Source organism: Ideonella sp., assembly GCF_036277275.1.
GTDB lineage: Bacteria > Pseudomonadota > Gammaproteobacteria > Burkholderiales > Burkholderiaceae_C > Ideonella.
Genome location: NZ_DASUNH010000164.1, coordinates 18,712 through 32,992, shown reverse-complemented (window position 1 = coordinate 32,992; position 14,281 = coordinate 18,712). Strand labels below are relative to the sequence as shown.

Annotated in this window: 16 protein-coding genes; 13 read left to right on the top strand and 3 right to left on the bottom strand. The window is 69.3% G+C overall.

Going from position 1 to position 14,281, the window contains the following annotated elements:
• On the bottom strand, window positions 1-1,104 hold a 1,104-nt coding region (locus VFY73_RS27955), incomplete at its 3' end, for a Clp protease N-terminal domain-containing protein (RefSeq protein ID WP_329724866.1).
• On the bottom strand, window positions 1,101-1,457 hold the full coding sequence (gene clpS, locus VFY73_RS27950; protein WP_329724865.1) for an ATP-dependent Clp protease adapter ClpS: 357 nt from the start codon (window positions 1,455-1,457) through the stop codon (window positions 1,101-1,103). The genes VFY73_RS27955 and clpS, both read right to left, overlap by 4 nt.
• Before the next feature lie 234 nt (window positions 1,458-1,691).
• On the opposite strand from clpS, the gene VFY73_RS27945 reads away from it, so the two are divergent.
• The 3 genes from VFY73_RS27945 to VFY73_RS27935 all read left to right on the top strand — a co-directional run bounded on the left by VFY73_RS27945 (window position 1,692) and on the right by VFY73_RS27935 (window position 3,278).
• Window positions 1,692-1,931, top strand: a complete 240-nt coding sequence (locus tag VFY73_RS27945; RefSeq protein WP_329724864.1) for a cold shock domain-containing protein — start codon at window positions 1,692-1,694, stop codon at window positions 1,929-1,931.
• A 75-nt stretch (window positions 1,932-2,006) separates the two neighbouring features.
• On the top strand, window positions 2,007-2,720 hold the full coding sequence (locus VFY73_RS27940; RefSeq protein ID WP_329724863.1) for a diguanylate cyclase: 714 nt from the start codon (window positions 2,007-2,009) through the stop codon (window positions 2,718-2,720).
• 75 nt (window positions 2,721-2,795) lie between these two features.
• Window positions 2,796-3,278, top strand: a complete 483-nt coding sequence (locus VFY73_RS27935; RefSeq protein ID WP_329724862.1) for a hypothetical protein — start codon at window positions 2,796-2,798, stop codon at window positions 3,276-3,278.
• Between the two features lie 183 nt (window positions 3,279-3,461).
• Here the strand turns inward: VFY73_RS27935 and VFY73_RS27930 are convergent, their stop codons facing one another.
• Window positions 3,462-5,615: a formylglycine-generating enzyme family protein gene (locus tag VFY73_RS27930; RefSeq protein WP_329724861.1), complete on the bottom strand. Its 2,154-nt coding sequence runs from the start codon at window positions 5,613-5,615 to the stop codon at window positions 3,462-3,464.
• 532 nt (window positions 5,616-6,147) lie between these two features.
• Here VFY73_RS27930 and VFY73_RS27925 point away from each other — a divergent pair.
• The 10 genes from VFY73_RS27925 (at window position 6,148) to VFY73_RS27880 (ending at window position 14,271) form a co-directional block, all read left to right on the top strand.
• Entirely contained in the window at window positions 6,148-6,537 is a 390-nt protein-coding gene (locus VFY73_RS27925) for a hypothetical protein (RefSeq protein WP_329724860.1), read from the top strand.
• Between the two features lie 29 nt (window positions 6,538-6,566).
• The gene (locus tag VFY73_RS27920) at window positions 6,567-8,129 is read left to right on the top strand and encodes a phage tail sheath family protein (RefSeq protein WP_329724859.1); all 1,563 of its coding nucleotides are present in this window, start codon (window positions 6,567-6,569) and stop codon (window positions 8,127-8,129) included.
• Between the two features lie 34 nt (window positions 8,130-8,163).
• Window positions 8,164-8,673 (top strand): phage tail protein, encoded by a 510-nt coding sequence (locus tag VFY73_RS27915; protein WP_329724858.1) that lies wholly within the window; start codon window positions 8,164-8,166, stop codon window positions 8,671-8,673.
• A gap of 7 nt (window positions 8,674-8,680) precedes the next feature.
• Window positions 8,681-9,547, top strand: a complete 867-nt coding sequence (locus VFY73_RS27910) for a hypothetical protein (protein WP_329724857.1) — start codon at window positions 8,681-8,683, stop codon at window positions 9,545-9,547.
• Window positions 9,548-10,108: 561 nt separating this feature from the next.
• Window positions 10,109-10,639, top strand: a complete 531-nt coding sequence (locus VFY73_RS27905; protein WP_329724856.1) for a hypothetical protein — start codon at window positions 10,109-10,111, stop codon at window positions 10,637-10,639.
• A 4-nt stretch (window positions 10,640-10,643) separates the two neighbouring features.
• Window positions 10,644-11,669, top strand: coding sequence for a Pvc16 family protein (locus VFY73_RS27900; protein WP_329724855.1), 1,026 nt, complete (start codon window positions 10,644-10,646; stop codon window positions 11,667-11,669).
• Window positions 11,666-13,039, top strand: a complete 1,374-nt coding sequence (locus VFY73_RS27895; RefSeq protein WP_329724854.1) for an ATP-binding protein — start codon at window positions 11,666-11,668, stop codon at window positions 13,037-13,039. Before VFY73_RS27900 ends, VFY73_RS27895 begins: the two co-directional genes overlap by 4 nt.
• Window positions 13,032-13,286, top strand: a complete 255-nt coding sequence (locus tag VFY73_RS27890) for a hypothetical protein (protein WP_329724853.1) — start codon at window positions 13,032-13,034, stop codon at window positions 13,284-13,286. The genes VFY73_RS27895 and VFY73_RS27890 overlap by 8 nt, the downstream gene beginning before the upstream one ends.
• Window positions 13,280-13,927: a hypothetical protein gene (locus VFY73_RS27885; protein WP_329724852.1), complete on the top strand. Its 648-nt coding sequence runs from the start codon at window positions 13,280-13,282 to the stop codon at window positions 13,925-13,927. The genes VFY73_RS27890 and VFY73_RS27885 overlap by 7 nt, the downstream gene beginning before the upstream one ends.
• Window positions 13,927-14,271, top strand: a complete 345-nt coding sequence (locus VFY73_RS27880; protein WP_329724851.1) for a hypothetical protein — start codon at window positions 13,927-13,929, stop codon at window positions 14,269-14,271. The genes VFY73_RS27885 and VFY73_RS27880 overlap by 1 nt, the downstream gene beginning before the upstream one ends.
• Window positions 14,272-14,281 lie beyond the last annotated feature (10 nt).

Below are 14,281 nucleotides of genomic sequence, written 5' to 3'. Positions count from 1 at the left end.
CAGGCCCTTGAGAATCTCCACGGTCTGCTCGACGCTGGGTTCGACCACGTCGACCTTCTGGAAGCGCCGCGACAGGGCCGCGTCCTTCTCGAAGATGCCGCGGTACTCGGTGAAGGTGGTGGCGCCGATGCACTTGAGGTTGCCCGAGGACAGCGCCGGCTTGAGCAGGTTGCTGGCATCGAGCGTGCCGCCCGAGGCGGCGCCCGCACCGATCAGCGTATGGATCTCGTCGATGAACAGGATCGAGCCCGGCTGGTCCTTCAGTGCCTTCAACACGCCCTTCAGGCGCTGCTCGAAGTCGCCGCGGTACTTGGTGCCGGCCAGCAGCGCCCCCATGTCCAGCGAATACACGGTGGCGTCGGCCAGCACCTCGGGCACGTCGCTCTCGGTGATGCGCCAGGCCAGGCCTTCGGCGATCGCGGTCTTGCCGACGCCGGCCTCACCGACGAGCAGCGGGTTGTTCTTGCGCCGACGGCACAGCACCTGGATCACGCGCTCGACCTCGAGCTCGCGGCCGATCAGCGGGTCGATCTTGCCGTCGCGGGCGAGCTGGTTCAGGTTCTGCGTGAACTGCTCCAGCGGCGAGCCCTTGCCCTCGGGCGCGGCTTCTTCCTTCTCGCCTTCGCTGCCGCTGCTGTCGGCGGCCTTGCTGGGCTCGGGCGGGTCGGACTTCTTGATGCCGTGGGCGATGAAGTTGACGACGTCCAGCCTTGTGACGCCCTGCTGGTGCAGGTAGTAGACAGCGTGCGAGTCCTTCTCGCCGAAGATCGCCACCAGCACGTTGGCGCCGGTCACTTCCTTCTTGCCGCTGCCGGTGGACTGCACGTGCATGATCGCGCGCTGGATCACGCGCTGGAAACCGAGCGTCGGCTGGGTGTCGACCTCTTCGGTGCCACCCACCGTGGGGGTGTTTTCGCGGATGAACGCGACCAGGCTCTTGCGCAGGTCCTCGATGTTCGCCGCGCAGGCGCGCAGCACTTCGGCCGCAGAAGGGTTGTCCAACAACGCGAGCAGCAGGTGCTCGACGGTGATGAACTCGTGCCGCTGCTGGCGCGCCTCGACGAACGCCATGTGCAGGCTGACTTCAAGTTCCTGGGCAATCATGCGGCCTCCATAATGCATTGAAGCGGGTGTCCCGAGCGACGCGCAGCGGCGAGCACCAGCTCGACCTTGGTGGCCGCGACGTCTTTGGAGAAGACGCCGCAGACGGCCCGACCCTCATGGTGAATCTTCAACATGATGAGGGTGGCGGCTTCAAGATCAAGCCTGAAATATTCCTGCAGCACCATCACGACGAATTCCATCGGCGTGAAGTCGTCGTTGAGCATGACGACCTGGTACATCCGGGGTGGTTTGGTCCGTGCTGCTTTCTTCTCGGCGACAACCGAGCCGTCACCCTCGTCCGGCCGTGTGACCGAGGGCGGCAAAGCAGGCGGCTTGGGCGCTTTTGAAGGCATGAATTCAGTATAGCCAGTTGACCTTGGCAGCACAGGATCGCGCTCATCTTCGCCGCAAACGACGGCGGGCCATTGAGTGAAAAACCGCCGTCGCCGACCCCTTATCTAGGGGTGTCAACGTTGCCTGCCTGCTGAACGCATGATGGACATGACGTCACGCCATTGACATCGCCGATCCGAGCCCACAAAAATAGCTGCACAAGCCCCTCCACAAAGGGCGTCGGGGAGAGTGATATGGACTTGATGGGTACCGTCAAATGGTTCAATGACGCCAAAGGCTTTGGCTTCATCGAACCCCAGGGCGGAGGCGATGACGTTTTCGCTCATTTTTCAGCCATCCAGATGGACGGCTTTCGCACCTTGAAGCAGGGCAGCCAGGTCGCTTTCGAGCTGGTGCAAGGCCCCAAAGGCCATTTGGCTCAGAACATCCGGGCGGTCGACGCCGCGGCGGCGCCCGAAGAGCGACCGAGCTGAGCCATCGCGTCGCAGGCTGCGTGGTGGGGCGGCCGGCAGACGCGTTTCGAGCCAATAACAACACTTGGCAGCGCGGTGGGCGCCGCCAAGGCATTGCTTTTGCCGAAAGGTTTTCGCATTCCAGGCTCTGAGCAAGCGCTGGCGCTGAACCCTGCGCCGGTGCTGGAGGCGAAAGCGATGAACAGTCTTGAAGATGCCCTGCGCGCGGCGCTGATGTACGGCCTGGTACCGCTCTGGGCAGTCGCCGGTGTGGGCGACTGGTTTTGTCATCGGTGGCAGCGCATCGAGCACAGCACGGGCGTGGGCGAATCGCTGTTGCATCTGTTGATGCTGTCCATCCTGGCGCCGGCAACGCTGGCCGTGATGTGGCTCGAAGTGAACACCCTGCTGCTGCTGCTGGCGCTGGTCGCCTGCGTGGCGCATGAACTCGTCTTCTGGGCCGACCTCGTCTATGCCAGCCGCCGACGCGTGATCCCGCCGATCGAGCAATGGGTTCACAGTGTGCAGTTCGCCGTCCCGTGGGTGGGCCTGGCCGGGCTCGCACTGTTGCACCGCGATCAAATGTCGGTCCTGTGGCACGCGCCGGGCGCGCCAACCCTGCAGTGGACGCTGCACTCCAAGGTTCATCCACTGCCACCCGACTACCTGATGGTGGTCATGTTGGGCGGCGCCGTGGTCATCGGTTTGCCTTTCGTTCAGGAGCTTTGGCGCTGCTGGCGCGCCCGCCCGCGTACGCACGCGACCCACCCGGCTCCGATTCCCCACGACGCCGCGACTGCGGTCAGGTAGCGGGATGGCACCAAGCACGGGAACGCAGCTTGCTCCAGCGCCACGAGCCGCCAATCGACCCCGGAGTTCTGAACGATGACGAGCATTCGCCAAAGCCTTCGCAGCCGCGCCGGCAGTGTCTTGCCACTGGGCGCCATGGCCAGCCTGCTGTCGATGGCGGCGCTGGCGCTGCGCGGCCATGCCGAAACCGGCAGCGCAGCGTCCCCGTTCAACGCGGTCAGCCACCGGTTGCGCAGCGGGCGAGCCCTGCGGCTGGATACGGCCGACCTGCGCCACACCGCTTTGGGCGCGGCCGTGCATGCCGGCAGCTCGGTGTTCTGGGCTGCTCTCTATGACGAGGCGGTGTGCCGGCGCCAGCCGGCGCCCTCGCCTGCCGGTCTGGTGGCGGGCGCCGCGGGCGTCGCGGCATTGGCCGCGGCTGCCGATTTCGCGCTGGTGCCCGACCGCCCGACGCCCGGCGTGCAGCGCCGCCTGTCTCAGCGCAGCTTGGTGCTCACCTACACGTTGTTCGCTGCCGGCCTGGCGCTGGGCGGGTTGGCCGCGCGCCGCTGGCGCTGAATCTCGGCGCGGGCTGCGCGCTTGCATCGTCTCAGCTCGGGCCGAGGCTGGCCGAGCGGCCCCCGGTTTCAGCCGCGACCCTTGCGCAGGTCAGCCCCGTTGGTTCGACGCGACAGATTCTCAAATTCCGGGCAACGCAAGGCCTGACGCAAGGTGACAACCTCGACGCGACGCGACGCGACGTCACGCCCCGTCCTTGACGCACCGAAACCCAAGGGTCCCGGCGCGGTCCTTCGAGGGCGCCATCAACAGGTACTTGCCGTGCTCGGTCAGTTTGCGCGTCAGCGGGAAGTACCAGCTCGAGCCTTGGGGCTGGTAGTGGCTGCCGCCGCGCACGATCGCGGCGCGGGTGTGTTCATCGTGGTACTCGTCGGTCCACTGCCACACGTGCCCCACCAGGTCCTCGACACCGAACGGACTGGCCGCTTGCGGGTACTGGCCCACCGGCGGTGGTGGTGGCAGGTCTCGGCCCGTGGCGAGCGCAGGCACGAGTTCGGCCTGCCACGTATTGCCCCAGGGATAGAGACGGCCGTCGGTACCCTGGGCGGCGTACTGCCACTCCCACTCATGCGGCAGGCGCTTGCCGGCCCAGCGGCAATACGCGCGGGCATCCTCGATCGACACCCAGGTCACGGGCCGGTTGCCGTCGCCCGCGCGCGGCGCGCCGCCCACCCAATGCCGCAGGAAGTTGTGATCGTCGGCTGGCCGGTAGGCCGCTTCATCGACGAAGCGCTTGTACTGGGCGTTGGTGACCGGGTGCTTGTCGATGTGGAAGGCGGTCAGCGCCATGCGGCGCAGGTGCTCGCGCCGCGGCACCTCTTCCCAGGGGTACTGCACATCCAGGCCCGGCCGGTTCTCGCCTTCGATCTCGACACCGGTCACCTGGAACAGGTACTCGCCAGCCGGGATGCGGACCATGCCCGGCGGCGGCGAAGCGACCGGCCCGGTCGCGGCCACCGGCACCTGGACTTGCGGCAGCGGCTTCCATACCACCGAATGGCTGGCCAGCGGCGCGGCCGCCAACTCGCGCATGCCTGCCAGGAAGGCCCGTAGGCGGGCCGCGTCGACACGGTCGTCCACCTGCAGCAACGCACCGAAGCCGCGCGCCTCCAGGGAAATGTCGATCGACACCTCGCCCTCGCCGGCCGGCCTGGGCTGCAGCTCCACACCGTTCCACGCGTCAAAGTAGCGTTGCCCGGCGCGGTGCGCCACGCGCAAGACGCCTTGGTCAAGCCCGAAGTCGTTGCGGTTGACCACCGTCCACAGGGTCTCGTGCGCAGACGGGAACCGGCTCGCGTACACACCGTAGTGCCCGGTGGTCACATGGGGCGTCCAGTCGGTGCTGGTCAGCAACTCGGGCCACGCCCGGTAGAGCCTGCCGATGCGCCGAAACACCTCGCCGTCACGGGCCGTGATGCCGTTCCACCAGCCCCAGACGTTCTCCCAGCTTTGGATGCCGGTGCCGTTGAAAAACGCTGCCTGCAGGATCTGGTGCCGATCGGTGGCCCAACGGTCGGCCACATGCACCATGTGGCGCGGCTCCAGCCATTTCCACTTGCTGACCAGGGGCACGAACGGCGTTTCCCAGTAGCCCCAACTCAGCTGGTTGTAGGCCAGCATGCCGTCGTCGCGCAGCGCCAACTCGGGCTCCAGCGCCAAGGCCCGCCCGCTGGCGTCCGACGCATCGCGATAGGCCCGCGGCAGGCCGTCCATCGTGTCGCCGTTGATGCCGTCGGCGCCCAACTCGGCCACCAGCTTCGCCGCAGCGTCGGCCAGCGGCGCGCCCTCGTCGCGGGTGCCGGTGTCCCACGGCATGACCGGGAAGAACACCCGCACGCCGCGACGATGAAAGTCGTCGACCATGCGCCGCACCGCCGGCAGCCCGCCGGGCAGATCGCGCACCATGTCCAGCTGGTTGCGGTTGTCGATGCCGATGTTGGGGTAGACCGGCCAGATCAGCACGCTGTCGATACCGCCGTAGCGCCGGTCGAGATCGTCCAGGTACCGATCGACGGTGTAGCGGCGAAGCACCGGGTCGTAGAGGTAGCGGTCTTCGACCATGGCCTGCGGCTGCACGAAGCTGCGCTGCGTCCACAGCAGTTCAGGGCGCTGGTATCGCGCGCCGTCGTAGCCCAGCTTCTGCCATTGTTCGCTGCGCCAGGCCTGCATGGCCGCGAGCCAGGCTGATCGGGCACCCGCGACGTCGCGCTTCCAGTTGTTCAGGCGTGCCATCCAGTCCGGCTCGCCCTGGTCTTGCTGCGCCGGCCCGCCGATCTGGCTGCCGCGTACCTCGATCTTGACGTCTTGCGCCTGCGCCACGGCAGTCCCGGTGACCATCAACACGACCCCCAGAGCCCTCGAGCCAAGCGTCGCAGGTCGGGCCTGGCGACGCGGGCAGCCTGCTCGATGTTTTGAAAGCGATTTCACAACCGCAGTATCCAGCCGCGGCGGCGAGCGATGAAGGGTGGTTTCACCAAGGCTTCGTGATGGACGAATCCGTGGACCGGCGCCCCCCGCACCGCACCCGCTGTGGCCCCGACAACGACGTTGCCGGCGGGCCGGGCGGCGCCGCGGCACCGCCAATCGTTCACCAGAGTAAACCGTTAGCTGTTGGCCCGGATCTTCTTTCGCCGGGATCGCTGACGGGCCCGCTGAGACACCACAGCACAGTCAGAGTCACCAGACATTGAGCTGCCTCATCACGCCGCGCCGCATCTTCATCAAGGTTGAGGATGCGAGGAAGAAACCTGCGCGCCAACGTGCAGTGACCAGATCGACGTGCGCGGCGCCGGACTCATTCGATGGCCTTGCATGTCGGCAGCACGTTCAGGCACAGGCCGGCAACGGCGATTCACGACAGGGGTGACACATGACGCAGCTGAAGATGAGCATGGCCATCGCCGTGGCCGGCGGACCGACCTGGAGCATCAACCGCACCGAAGACGTCGAGGCCTACGACGTGGTATCGGTGGCCATCCCCGCCGGCGCCACCGACACCGAGGTCCAGATTCAACCTGGCGAATCGGCACAGATCATCGTGCTCGCCATCCAGTCCAGCCTGTATGGCGAGGACATCACCTACAAGGCGAGCGACGGGACGACCGATTCCGACGCGCTGGCGCTGTACGGCCCGCAGCTGTTCGGGCGTGGCGTCACAGGCCTGTTCGGGCTGGACGTGAAAACGCTGAAATTCAGCAACGCGCTGGCCGACGGCACCGCGACGATCCAGGTGTTGGTCGGCCGCGACGCGACGGCCTGACCCCGACCCGCCACCGACCGAGGTTCCCCATGCCCAGCTACCTGCACCCTGGCGTCTACATCGAGGAACTGCCCAGCGGCAACCGCCCCATCGAAGGCGTCGGCACCTCGACCGCCTGCTTCATCGGCTACTGCCGCCAGGGGCCGCTGAACGTCCCCACGCTGATCAACAACTGGGACGCCTACGAGCGCACTTTCGGCGGCCTGCAGACCGACACCACCGTCGTCGCGGGCGCCGCCGCGCCGCTGGGTGACCCGATGGGCCACGGCGTCAACGCCTTCTTCATGAACGGCGGCACGGCGGCCTACATCGTGCGCCTGGCCCTTGGCGCGAGCGCCGCCAGCGGCACGATCAACGACGGCGGCCTGCTGCTCACCGTCACCGCGGCCAACCCGGGTCGCTGGGCCAACGCGCTGGTGTTGCGCCTGGCGCTGAAGCAGGACGACGACGGCAACAACGTCTTCCTCGCGACGGTGGGCGAAGGCAGCGGCAGCGCCTTCGTCGCGCTCGAGCCGCCGCAAGAGGTGGTGCCTGAGACCGGCCAGCCCACGTCGATGCAGGCCACGATCAATGCCAGCTCGAAACTCGTGCAGGTCACCCTGCCAGCCGGCCAGGAAGCCGCGCTGCGCGCGCACCTGGAGGGCGCGGCGGGCGGCCTCACCGAGGTGACGATGACCACCGCCGGCCTCGACGGCAATGCGCCCGGCGCGAACGAGTACCAGGACGCGTTCCCGCCGCTGGTGAAGATCCGCGACATCAACATCCTGCTGCTGCCCGGCCAGACCTGGGACGGCGGCACCGGCCAGTCGATCCTGAACCAGGCCGTGGCGCATTGCGAGGCCACGCGCAACCGCATGCTGGTCTTCGACCTGCCGCCGGGCCTGTTCCTCGACAACGAATCCACCGTGCAGGGCCTGGGCCTGCCGACCTCGACCTACGCAGTCACCTACTACCCCTGGACGCTGGTGGCCAACCCCTTCTACAGCCCCGACTCGAACCCCGCGGCGCCGCGCTCGGTGATGGTCTCGCCCGCATCGATGACCGCGGGCCTGTGGGCCAAGACCGACTCGCGGCGCGGCGTGTGGAAGGCGCCGGCGGGCATCGAGTTCCCGCTGCTCGGCGTCTCGGGACTCGCGTTCCAAGTCGCCAACGAGGAGCAGGACTACCTCAACCCTCAAGGCGTGAACGCGCTGCGCCGCATGCCGGGCTTCGGGCCGGTCGTCTGGGGCACGCGCACGCGCTCCACCCGCGCGAACCCCGAATGGCGCTACGTGCCCGTGCGGCGCACCGCGATCTTCATCGAGGAGTCGATCTACAGCGGCATTCAGTGGGCCGTCTTCGAGCCCAACGACCACCGGCTGTGGTCGTCGCTGCGCACGAACATCGACTCGTTCATGAACGGCCTGTTCCGTGCCGGCGCCTTCCAGGGCGAGATGGCCAACGACGCGTACTTCGTGCGCTGCGGGCTGGGCCAGACGATGACGCAGGACGACATCGACCGCGGCATGGTGATCGTGCTGGTGGCTTTCGCGCCACTGAAGCCGGCCGAATTCGTCATCGTGCGCATCCAGCAGAAGGTCGGACAGCAGTAATCCCTGAGAAGCCCCGCTTGCCGAGGAGAGCCCCATGGCCGCCCCGTTGTTTCCGGTGAACACGCATCGCTACGACCCGTACCGCACCTTCAAATTCCAGGTCCTCATCGACGGCAAGCCGGTGGCCGGCCTGAAGAAGATGAGCGCGCTCAAGCGCAAGACCGAACCCATCAAGTGGCGCGCCGCCGGCGACCCGAGCAGCGAACGAATCCTGCCCGGCGCCACGACCTACGAGCCGATCACGCTCGAGCAGGGCCTCTCGCATGATCCGGTGTTCGAGAACTGGGCGGCGCTGGTCAACAACATCGCCGGCGATGCGGCGATGTCGCTGAAGAACTTCCGCAAGGACATCGTCATCAACGTGCTCAATCTGCAAGGCAAGGTGGCGCTTTCGTACAAGGTCTTCCGCGCCTGGGTCTCTGATTTCCAGGCGCTGCCGGACCTCGACGCGGGAACGACCAACGCGGTGGGCATCCAGACGATGACATTGCAGCACGAGGGTTGGCAGCGCGACACCAGCGTCGCCGAGCCGCTCGAAACCTGAGGCTCCGATGACCGCGCTCCGCAGCGAAGGTCTCCTGCCCGGCGGCCTCGTCGAGGGCGGGGCACGCACGCGCACCTATGCGTTCCGCCCGCTGGACGGCGCGGTGGAGCTCGCGCTGGGCGAGGTGGTGGTCGACGCGCCGTCGCTGCCTGTGGCCGTCACGCGCGCCCTGTGCGCCACGCTCGCCACGCTCGGCGATGCGCCCGCCAGCGCCGAGCGCGTCGATGCGCTGTGCGTGGCGGATCGCCAGTTCCTGATGCGTGAGCTGCAGTGCCTGTGCGACGCCTCGACGCGCTGGCTGGTCGCGACCTGTGCCGTCTGCGGCGAGCGCTTCGACCTCGAAGTGGACCTGCGCGCACTGCCTGTCACGCCCGCACCAGCGCCGTTCCCACTGGCCAGCGGCACGCACGACGGCCGCGTCTGGCATGCGCGGTTGCCCACGGGGGCGGACCAAGCCTGGCTCGCGCGCGCCGACGCCGCCAGCCTTGGCAATGACGATGTCGGTGGTGACGACAAGGACATCGCAGACCTCGAAACCCGCCTGATGCAGCGCCTGCTGCTCGACGGCACCGACCCGCACCTGAGCGAGAACCCAGCGACGCCCGGCCTGCGCGAAGCGGTCGAGGCCGCGCTGGACGCCGTCGCCCCCGGTGTCGTGACGACCCTCGGTGCGCCCTGCCCCGTCTGCGGCCAGGTGAACGCCGTCACGACCGACCCCTACGAGCGCCTGGGCACCGGGCTCGACGACCTGCTGCGCCAGGTGTACGCGCTGGCCTCGCACTACCACTGGAGCGAGGCCGACATCCTGCGGCTGCCGCGCTCGCGCCGCCACGCCTACCTCGCGCTGCTCGACACGGCCGTCGAGACCGCCTGACCCACCGCCCGCGAGCGCTGCATGGGCCTGTTCTCCGACACCATTCGCGACGCCCGCCGGCCCCTGCCCGGCAGCGCGACGTGGCTGCGCCGCGCCGCCGTCGACGACGCGCCGATCGAGGTCGACGAGCCCGCCGATCCGGCCGCGTTGACCGTGTTCCGTCTCCAGAAGGAGGGGGGTGGTTCGCCACCGCCCATGGCGCCTGTCCGCCAGCCGGAAGCGGCCGCGCGGACGTGGCCTTCGACCGGCTCCCGGGCGCCGAAGGGTGGCGCGCCGGGTGACGGACCCGCCACACGAGCAAGCCTGAGGCAAGCTCTCCCGTCAGTCGAAACAGAGAAGGCGAGCGAGCAACACGAGTCGCAATTCATCGTCCAGGAAGCGTCGTCATCGAAGCCGTTCTCGCGGGGAATTCCGTCACCGAAGGGTGTGGATACGTCGCGGTCGCTCTCGGGACCCCAGTCTTCCAGTCATGGACGAGATAGCCAAAGTGAAGCAGACGGACCAACCGAGGATCGCTACAGGTGGAGGCGTGAGGCCCGAGGCGCCCCTTCTGGAGACCCATTGACCGGGCGCGACGAAGCGCCCGCCGCCGCAACGCCGCCGCCGGTCACTCTGCCTGGCAGGCGCGACGAGCCCGATGTCGCCGCGTCGCACGAAGCCGCACCGATCGAGCCCGACGTCGCCGCGTCGCATGAGTCCGTATCGATGGCGACGACGGCTCATACCGCCGCCGGGCCGGCGTCCACCGCCGCTGCGGCGGTCATCGCTGCGGTGCCCGGTGCCATGCGCGCTGACCCGCCCAACGCCACGGCCTCCAACTGGGCGGCCCACGGACGGCCGGATTCCGGCTGGGCAGCCCCGTCTGCGCGGCCCGCACCCGCCGGCCCCGCGCCCCGCACGCTGACGGCGAGCGCAGGATCGCGCGCCATGGCGCCGCCGCCCGCCGCGCCGCCAGCGCCCTCGCCCCCGTCGCTGCGCATCGGCCGCATCGACGTCACCGTGCTTGCTGAAGGCCCGCGCGCCGCGCACCGCGCCGACGCGGGTGGGCTCGACCCGCACTTCCTCAGCCGCCACTACCTGCGCAGGACCTGACGCCATGGCCGTCGCCACCTCCTCGTTGTCGCAGGTGTGCCGGGCCGTGGGCCAGCTCGTCGGCACCGGCATCAACCAGTCGGCGCACTCGCGCATCAACGTCGTCATCGGCACGCCGGCCGTCGGGGCGCAGGTGGACAGCGACTCCGGCCATCGCCTGAACCTGTTCTTCTTTCGCTTCGAGCCCTCGGGCTTCTTCCCCGACAACCTGCCGGGCGACCCATGGCTCGTGCGCGCGCACTGCCTGATGACGCCTTTCTGCCTCGACGACGACACCATCGCCGCCGGCGAGAACGACCTGCGCGTGCTCGGTGAGGTGATGCGCTTCTTCCACGAAAGCCCCGAGTTCGACGTCGATGTGGACGGCGAGCCGTGGCGGCTGCAGGCGGTCTTCCTCACGCTCGGCCTCGACCAGCTCAACCAGCTCTGGTCGACGCAGGGTGACGCCGTCTACCGGCCGTCGGTGCTGTTCGAGCTGTCGCTCGCGCCGGTGCTGCCGCGCACGCCCACGATCCCCGCGCCGCGCGTCGGCGGCCTTGGCTTCGAAGCCCGCGGCACGATGGCCGGGCGGCACGCGGGCCCGACCGTGGCGATGCGCACGGCGGTGCCGATGGTCGGTCTCATGCGGCCCGACACCGGCCCCGAGACCTGGGCGCCGGCACTGTGCCTGGTCGACGACACCTCGTGTCTGTTGTCGGTCTCGTTCACCCTCGGCAGCCCGGAACTCGCCGCCTTCGCGCCTGAAGCCTGGATCGCCGGCGCGCCGGGCAGCAGCGCACAACTGCGCTGGGAAACCTGGGAGGCCACCGCCGGCTGGCAGACCCAGACGCCAGGCGGGCCGCTGCTGATTGCCGATGCCGCGCTCGACCCCACCGCGGTCGGCTCGGCAACAACGCGCGCCACCACGCTGCCGTTCGACGACCGCCCAGGCCAGCTCGCGCTCTATGCCGAGCGGCTGGTCTCGCGCGCAGCCGACGGCGTGCAGGTCACCGTGCGCAGCAACCCCGTGCTCGTCACGCTGCACGCATGAACGCCCCCCGCGTCGACCTGTCGCCCGCCGCCCTGCTCGAGCCCGAGTGGGAGCGTCTGCTGCTGCTGGCCTACTGCCTGATGCAAACCCGCCAGGGCCACGCACTGGCCGACGAAGACCTGCAGCAGCTGGCGCGACTGAAGACCCTGGTCGACACGCTGCGGGCGCCCGACGGCGCGTGGACGCAGGTACTGGGCAATGCCGGCACGGACGCGCCCGCGGCGTCCGGCCCCGAGTTCGACGTGCTGGCCGCGGTGGCGGCGCCGGAGTTCGAACCACGCCTGGGCGGCGCCTTCCAGCAGTTGCAGACCAATGCCGGCGGCAACGCGTCGCCGTACCCAAGCCGCGCGCTGCTGCAAGAGCTGCTCGCGCTCGACGCGGGCCGCGCGCACCTGCTGTCGGACGCGCTCGCGCCTCAGGGGCTGCCGCGCCGGCAACGGCTGGTACGGATCGAGCAGGAAGGGGCGTACCAACCATTGCTGCCCGAGCCGGCGCTGCTCGCGCGCCTGGCCGGCCGCGACTGGACGCCGCCGCCACCGCCCGGCGCCGAACTGGTGCCGCTGCAAGCCGGTTGGGACGACCTGGTGCTGCCGCCCGACCGCCGCGCGATGCTGCACGAGTACCTGCTGTGGGTGCGCCACCGCGCGACGGTGGTGGACCGCTGGGGCGGTGCCTCGGTGGGCGGGCCGGTCGCGCTGTTCTCGGGCCCGTCGGGCACCGGCAAGACGCTGGCCGCCAGCGTGGTGGCCAACTGCCTGGGCCATTGGCCGCTGTACCGCGTCGACCTGGGCCGCGTGGTCAGCAAGTACGTCGGCGAAACCGAAGAGAACCTCAACCGCCTGTTCGAAGCCGCGCACGGCCGGCCGATGGTGCTGCAGTTCGACGAAGCCGACGCGCTGTTCGCGAAGCGCGGCGAGGTGAAAGAGGCGCGCGACCGCTACGCCAACATGGAGGTGAGCCACCTGCTCTCGCGCATCGAGACGCACCAGGGCCCGTGCATCCTCACCACCAACCTGCGACGCCAGCTCGACTCGGCCTTCACGCGCCGGCTGCAGGTGGTGATCGAGTTTCCGCGGCCCGACATCACCGCCCGCGCCGCGCTGTGGCAGCGGTTGCTGCCGCCGCGGGCGCCGCGCGAGCCCGGCGTCGACCCGGCCTGGCTGGCCGAATGCGCCGCGCTCACCGGCGGCCAGATCCGCAATGCCGCGCTGCACGCGGCCTACCTCGCCGCCGGCGCCGACACGCCGATCGGCCTGCCGCACGTGGCGTTGGGCGTGTGGCGCGAGCTGTCGAAAGACGGCCGCGAGGTGGCGCGCACCGAGCTCGGCGCGCTGGCGCCATACCTGCCGGAGGAGATGGCCCGTGCTTGAAATCGACCACCTGTCACTGACGCTTCCCGCCGGTTTCGGGCCCCGCGCCGCGCGCATCGCACGCCTGACCGCGCAGGCGCTGGCCGCGCACGGGCTGGGCGGCAACGGCGCCGTGACCCAGCTGCAGGCGGCGCCGCTGCGTGTGGACGCGGCGCGCTCGGACCACCACATCGCACGCCAGATCGCCGCCCACGTTGCAGCGCTGGTCACGCCACACACCGGTGACACAGGAGACGGCTCATGCTGAACGAGAGCCGCGGCTTCCTGGTCGAGTACGCGCTGGCGCTGCCGCCGCTGGTGCTGGCGTTCGAGTTCAACCCGCAGCAGATCACGCGCAACCGCGCCGTCACGATCACGCTCGGCAACACACCGGCCACGCGCGGCGGCTACGACTTCACGCTGCCCACCGAGACCGCTCGCGTCGCGCAGGGCGTGTCGATCGAGCCCGAAAGCTTCGATGTCGAGATCCTGCTGGACGCCACCGACCGCATGAACGCGAACGAGCCGGTGGCGCGCGACTTCGGCATCGAGCCCGAGCTGGACACGCTGCGCAGCATGGTCGAGCCCAAGACCCAAGGCCCGGGTGGCCTGCAGATGCTCGCCAGCCTCGGCCAGGGGGGCGCGCGTGCCTTTCAGCGCAACCTCACGGCCTCGGTGCTGCTGTTCGTCTGGGGCACGCACGTGCTGCCGGTGTTCCTGAAGGCGGTGGACGTCACCGAGTCGGCGCACCTGCCCTCGCTGGTGCCCTACCGCGCCACCGTCAAGCTGACGCTGCAGGTCATCGAAGGCAACAACCCGTTCTACGCGGCCGAGAAACTGCGCCAGACGATGTCGGCCGCGCTCAACACCGGCCGCACCGCGGCCGCCGCGATCGGAGGGCTGTTCTGATGTTCCTGAAGGACTCGCGCTACCTGCCCGCCCACCGCTTCGAGCCGCTGCCGGACGGCAGCATGCCGTTCAAGGGCGTGCGCCCGCGCTGGATCGGCCCGGCCACCGGCGTGCTGGAGCATGGCCTGCAACCGGGCGAGCGCCTGGACTGGCTCGCGACGCACTACTTCAACGACAGCCGCCTGTGGTGGCGGATCGTCGATGCCAACTCGGACCTGCTGTGCGCCCTCGAACTCGAGGCCCCGGGCCTGCGCCCGCCACCCGGTGCCGGCGGCACCGAAGACCCGTCGCCCACCGCCGACGACTTCGGCGTCGTGGCGCTGATCCCGCGCGCCCGCGAGTGAGCGGCGGCCA

Bases quoted from the DNA above. Each gene is read 5' to 3' on its own strand.
- VFY73_RS27920 (WP_329724859.1), top strand. From the start codon at position 6,567: ATGCCCAGCTACCTGCACCCTGGCGTCTACATCGAGGAACTGCCCAGC.
- VFY73_RS27910 (WP_329724857.1), top strand. From the start codon at position 8,681: ATGACCGCGCTCCGCAGCGAAGGTCTCCTGCCCGGCGGCCTCGTCGAG.
- VFY73_RS27880 (WP_329724851.1), top strand. From the start codon at position 13,927: ATGTTCCTGAAGGACTCGCGCTACCTGCCCGCCCACCGCTTCGAGCCG.
- VFY73_RS27900 (WP_329724855.1), top strand. From the start codon at position 10,644: ATGGCCGTCGCCACCTCCTCGTTGTCGCAGGTGTGCCGGGCCGTGGGC.
- VFY73_RS27945 (WP_329724864.1), top strand. From the start codon at position 1,692: ATGGACTTGATGGGTACCGTCAAATGGTTCAATGACGCCAAAGGCTTT.
- clpS (WP_329724865.1), bottom strand. From the start codon at position 1,457: ATGCCTTCAAAAGCGCCCAAGCCGCCTGCTTTGCCGCCCTCGGTCACA.
- VFY73_RS27895 (WP_329724854.1), top strand. From the start codon at position 11,666: ATGAACGCCCCCCGCGTCGACCTGTCGCCCGCCGCCCTGCTCGAGCCC.
- VFY73_RS27915 (WP_329724858.1), top strand. From the start codon at position 8,164: ATGGCCGCCCCGTTGTTTCCGGTGAACACGCATCGCTACGACCCGTAC.
- VFY73_RS27925 (WP_329724860.1), top strand. From the start codon at position 6,148: ATGACGCAGCTGAAGATGAGCATGGCCATCGCCGTGGCCGGCGGACCG.
- VFY73_RS27935 (WP_329724862.1), top strand. From the start codon at position 2,796: ATGACGAGCATTCGCCAAAGCCTTCGCAGCCGCGCCGGCAGTGTCTTG.
- VFY73_RS27885 (WP_329724852.1), top strand. From the start codon at position 13,280: ATGCTGAACGAGAGCCGCGGCTTCCTGGTCGAGTACGCGCTGGCGCTG.
- VFY73_RS27930 (WP_329724861.1), bottom strand. From the start codon at position 5,615: ATGGTCACCGGGACTGCCGTGGCGCAGGCGCAAGACGTCAAGATCGAG.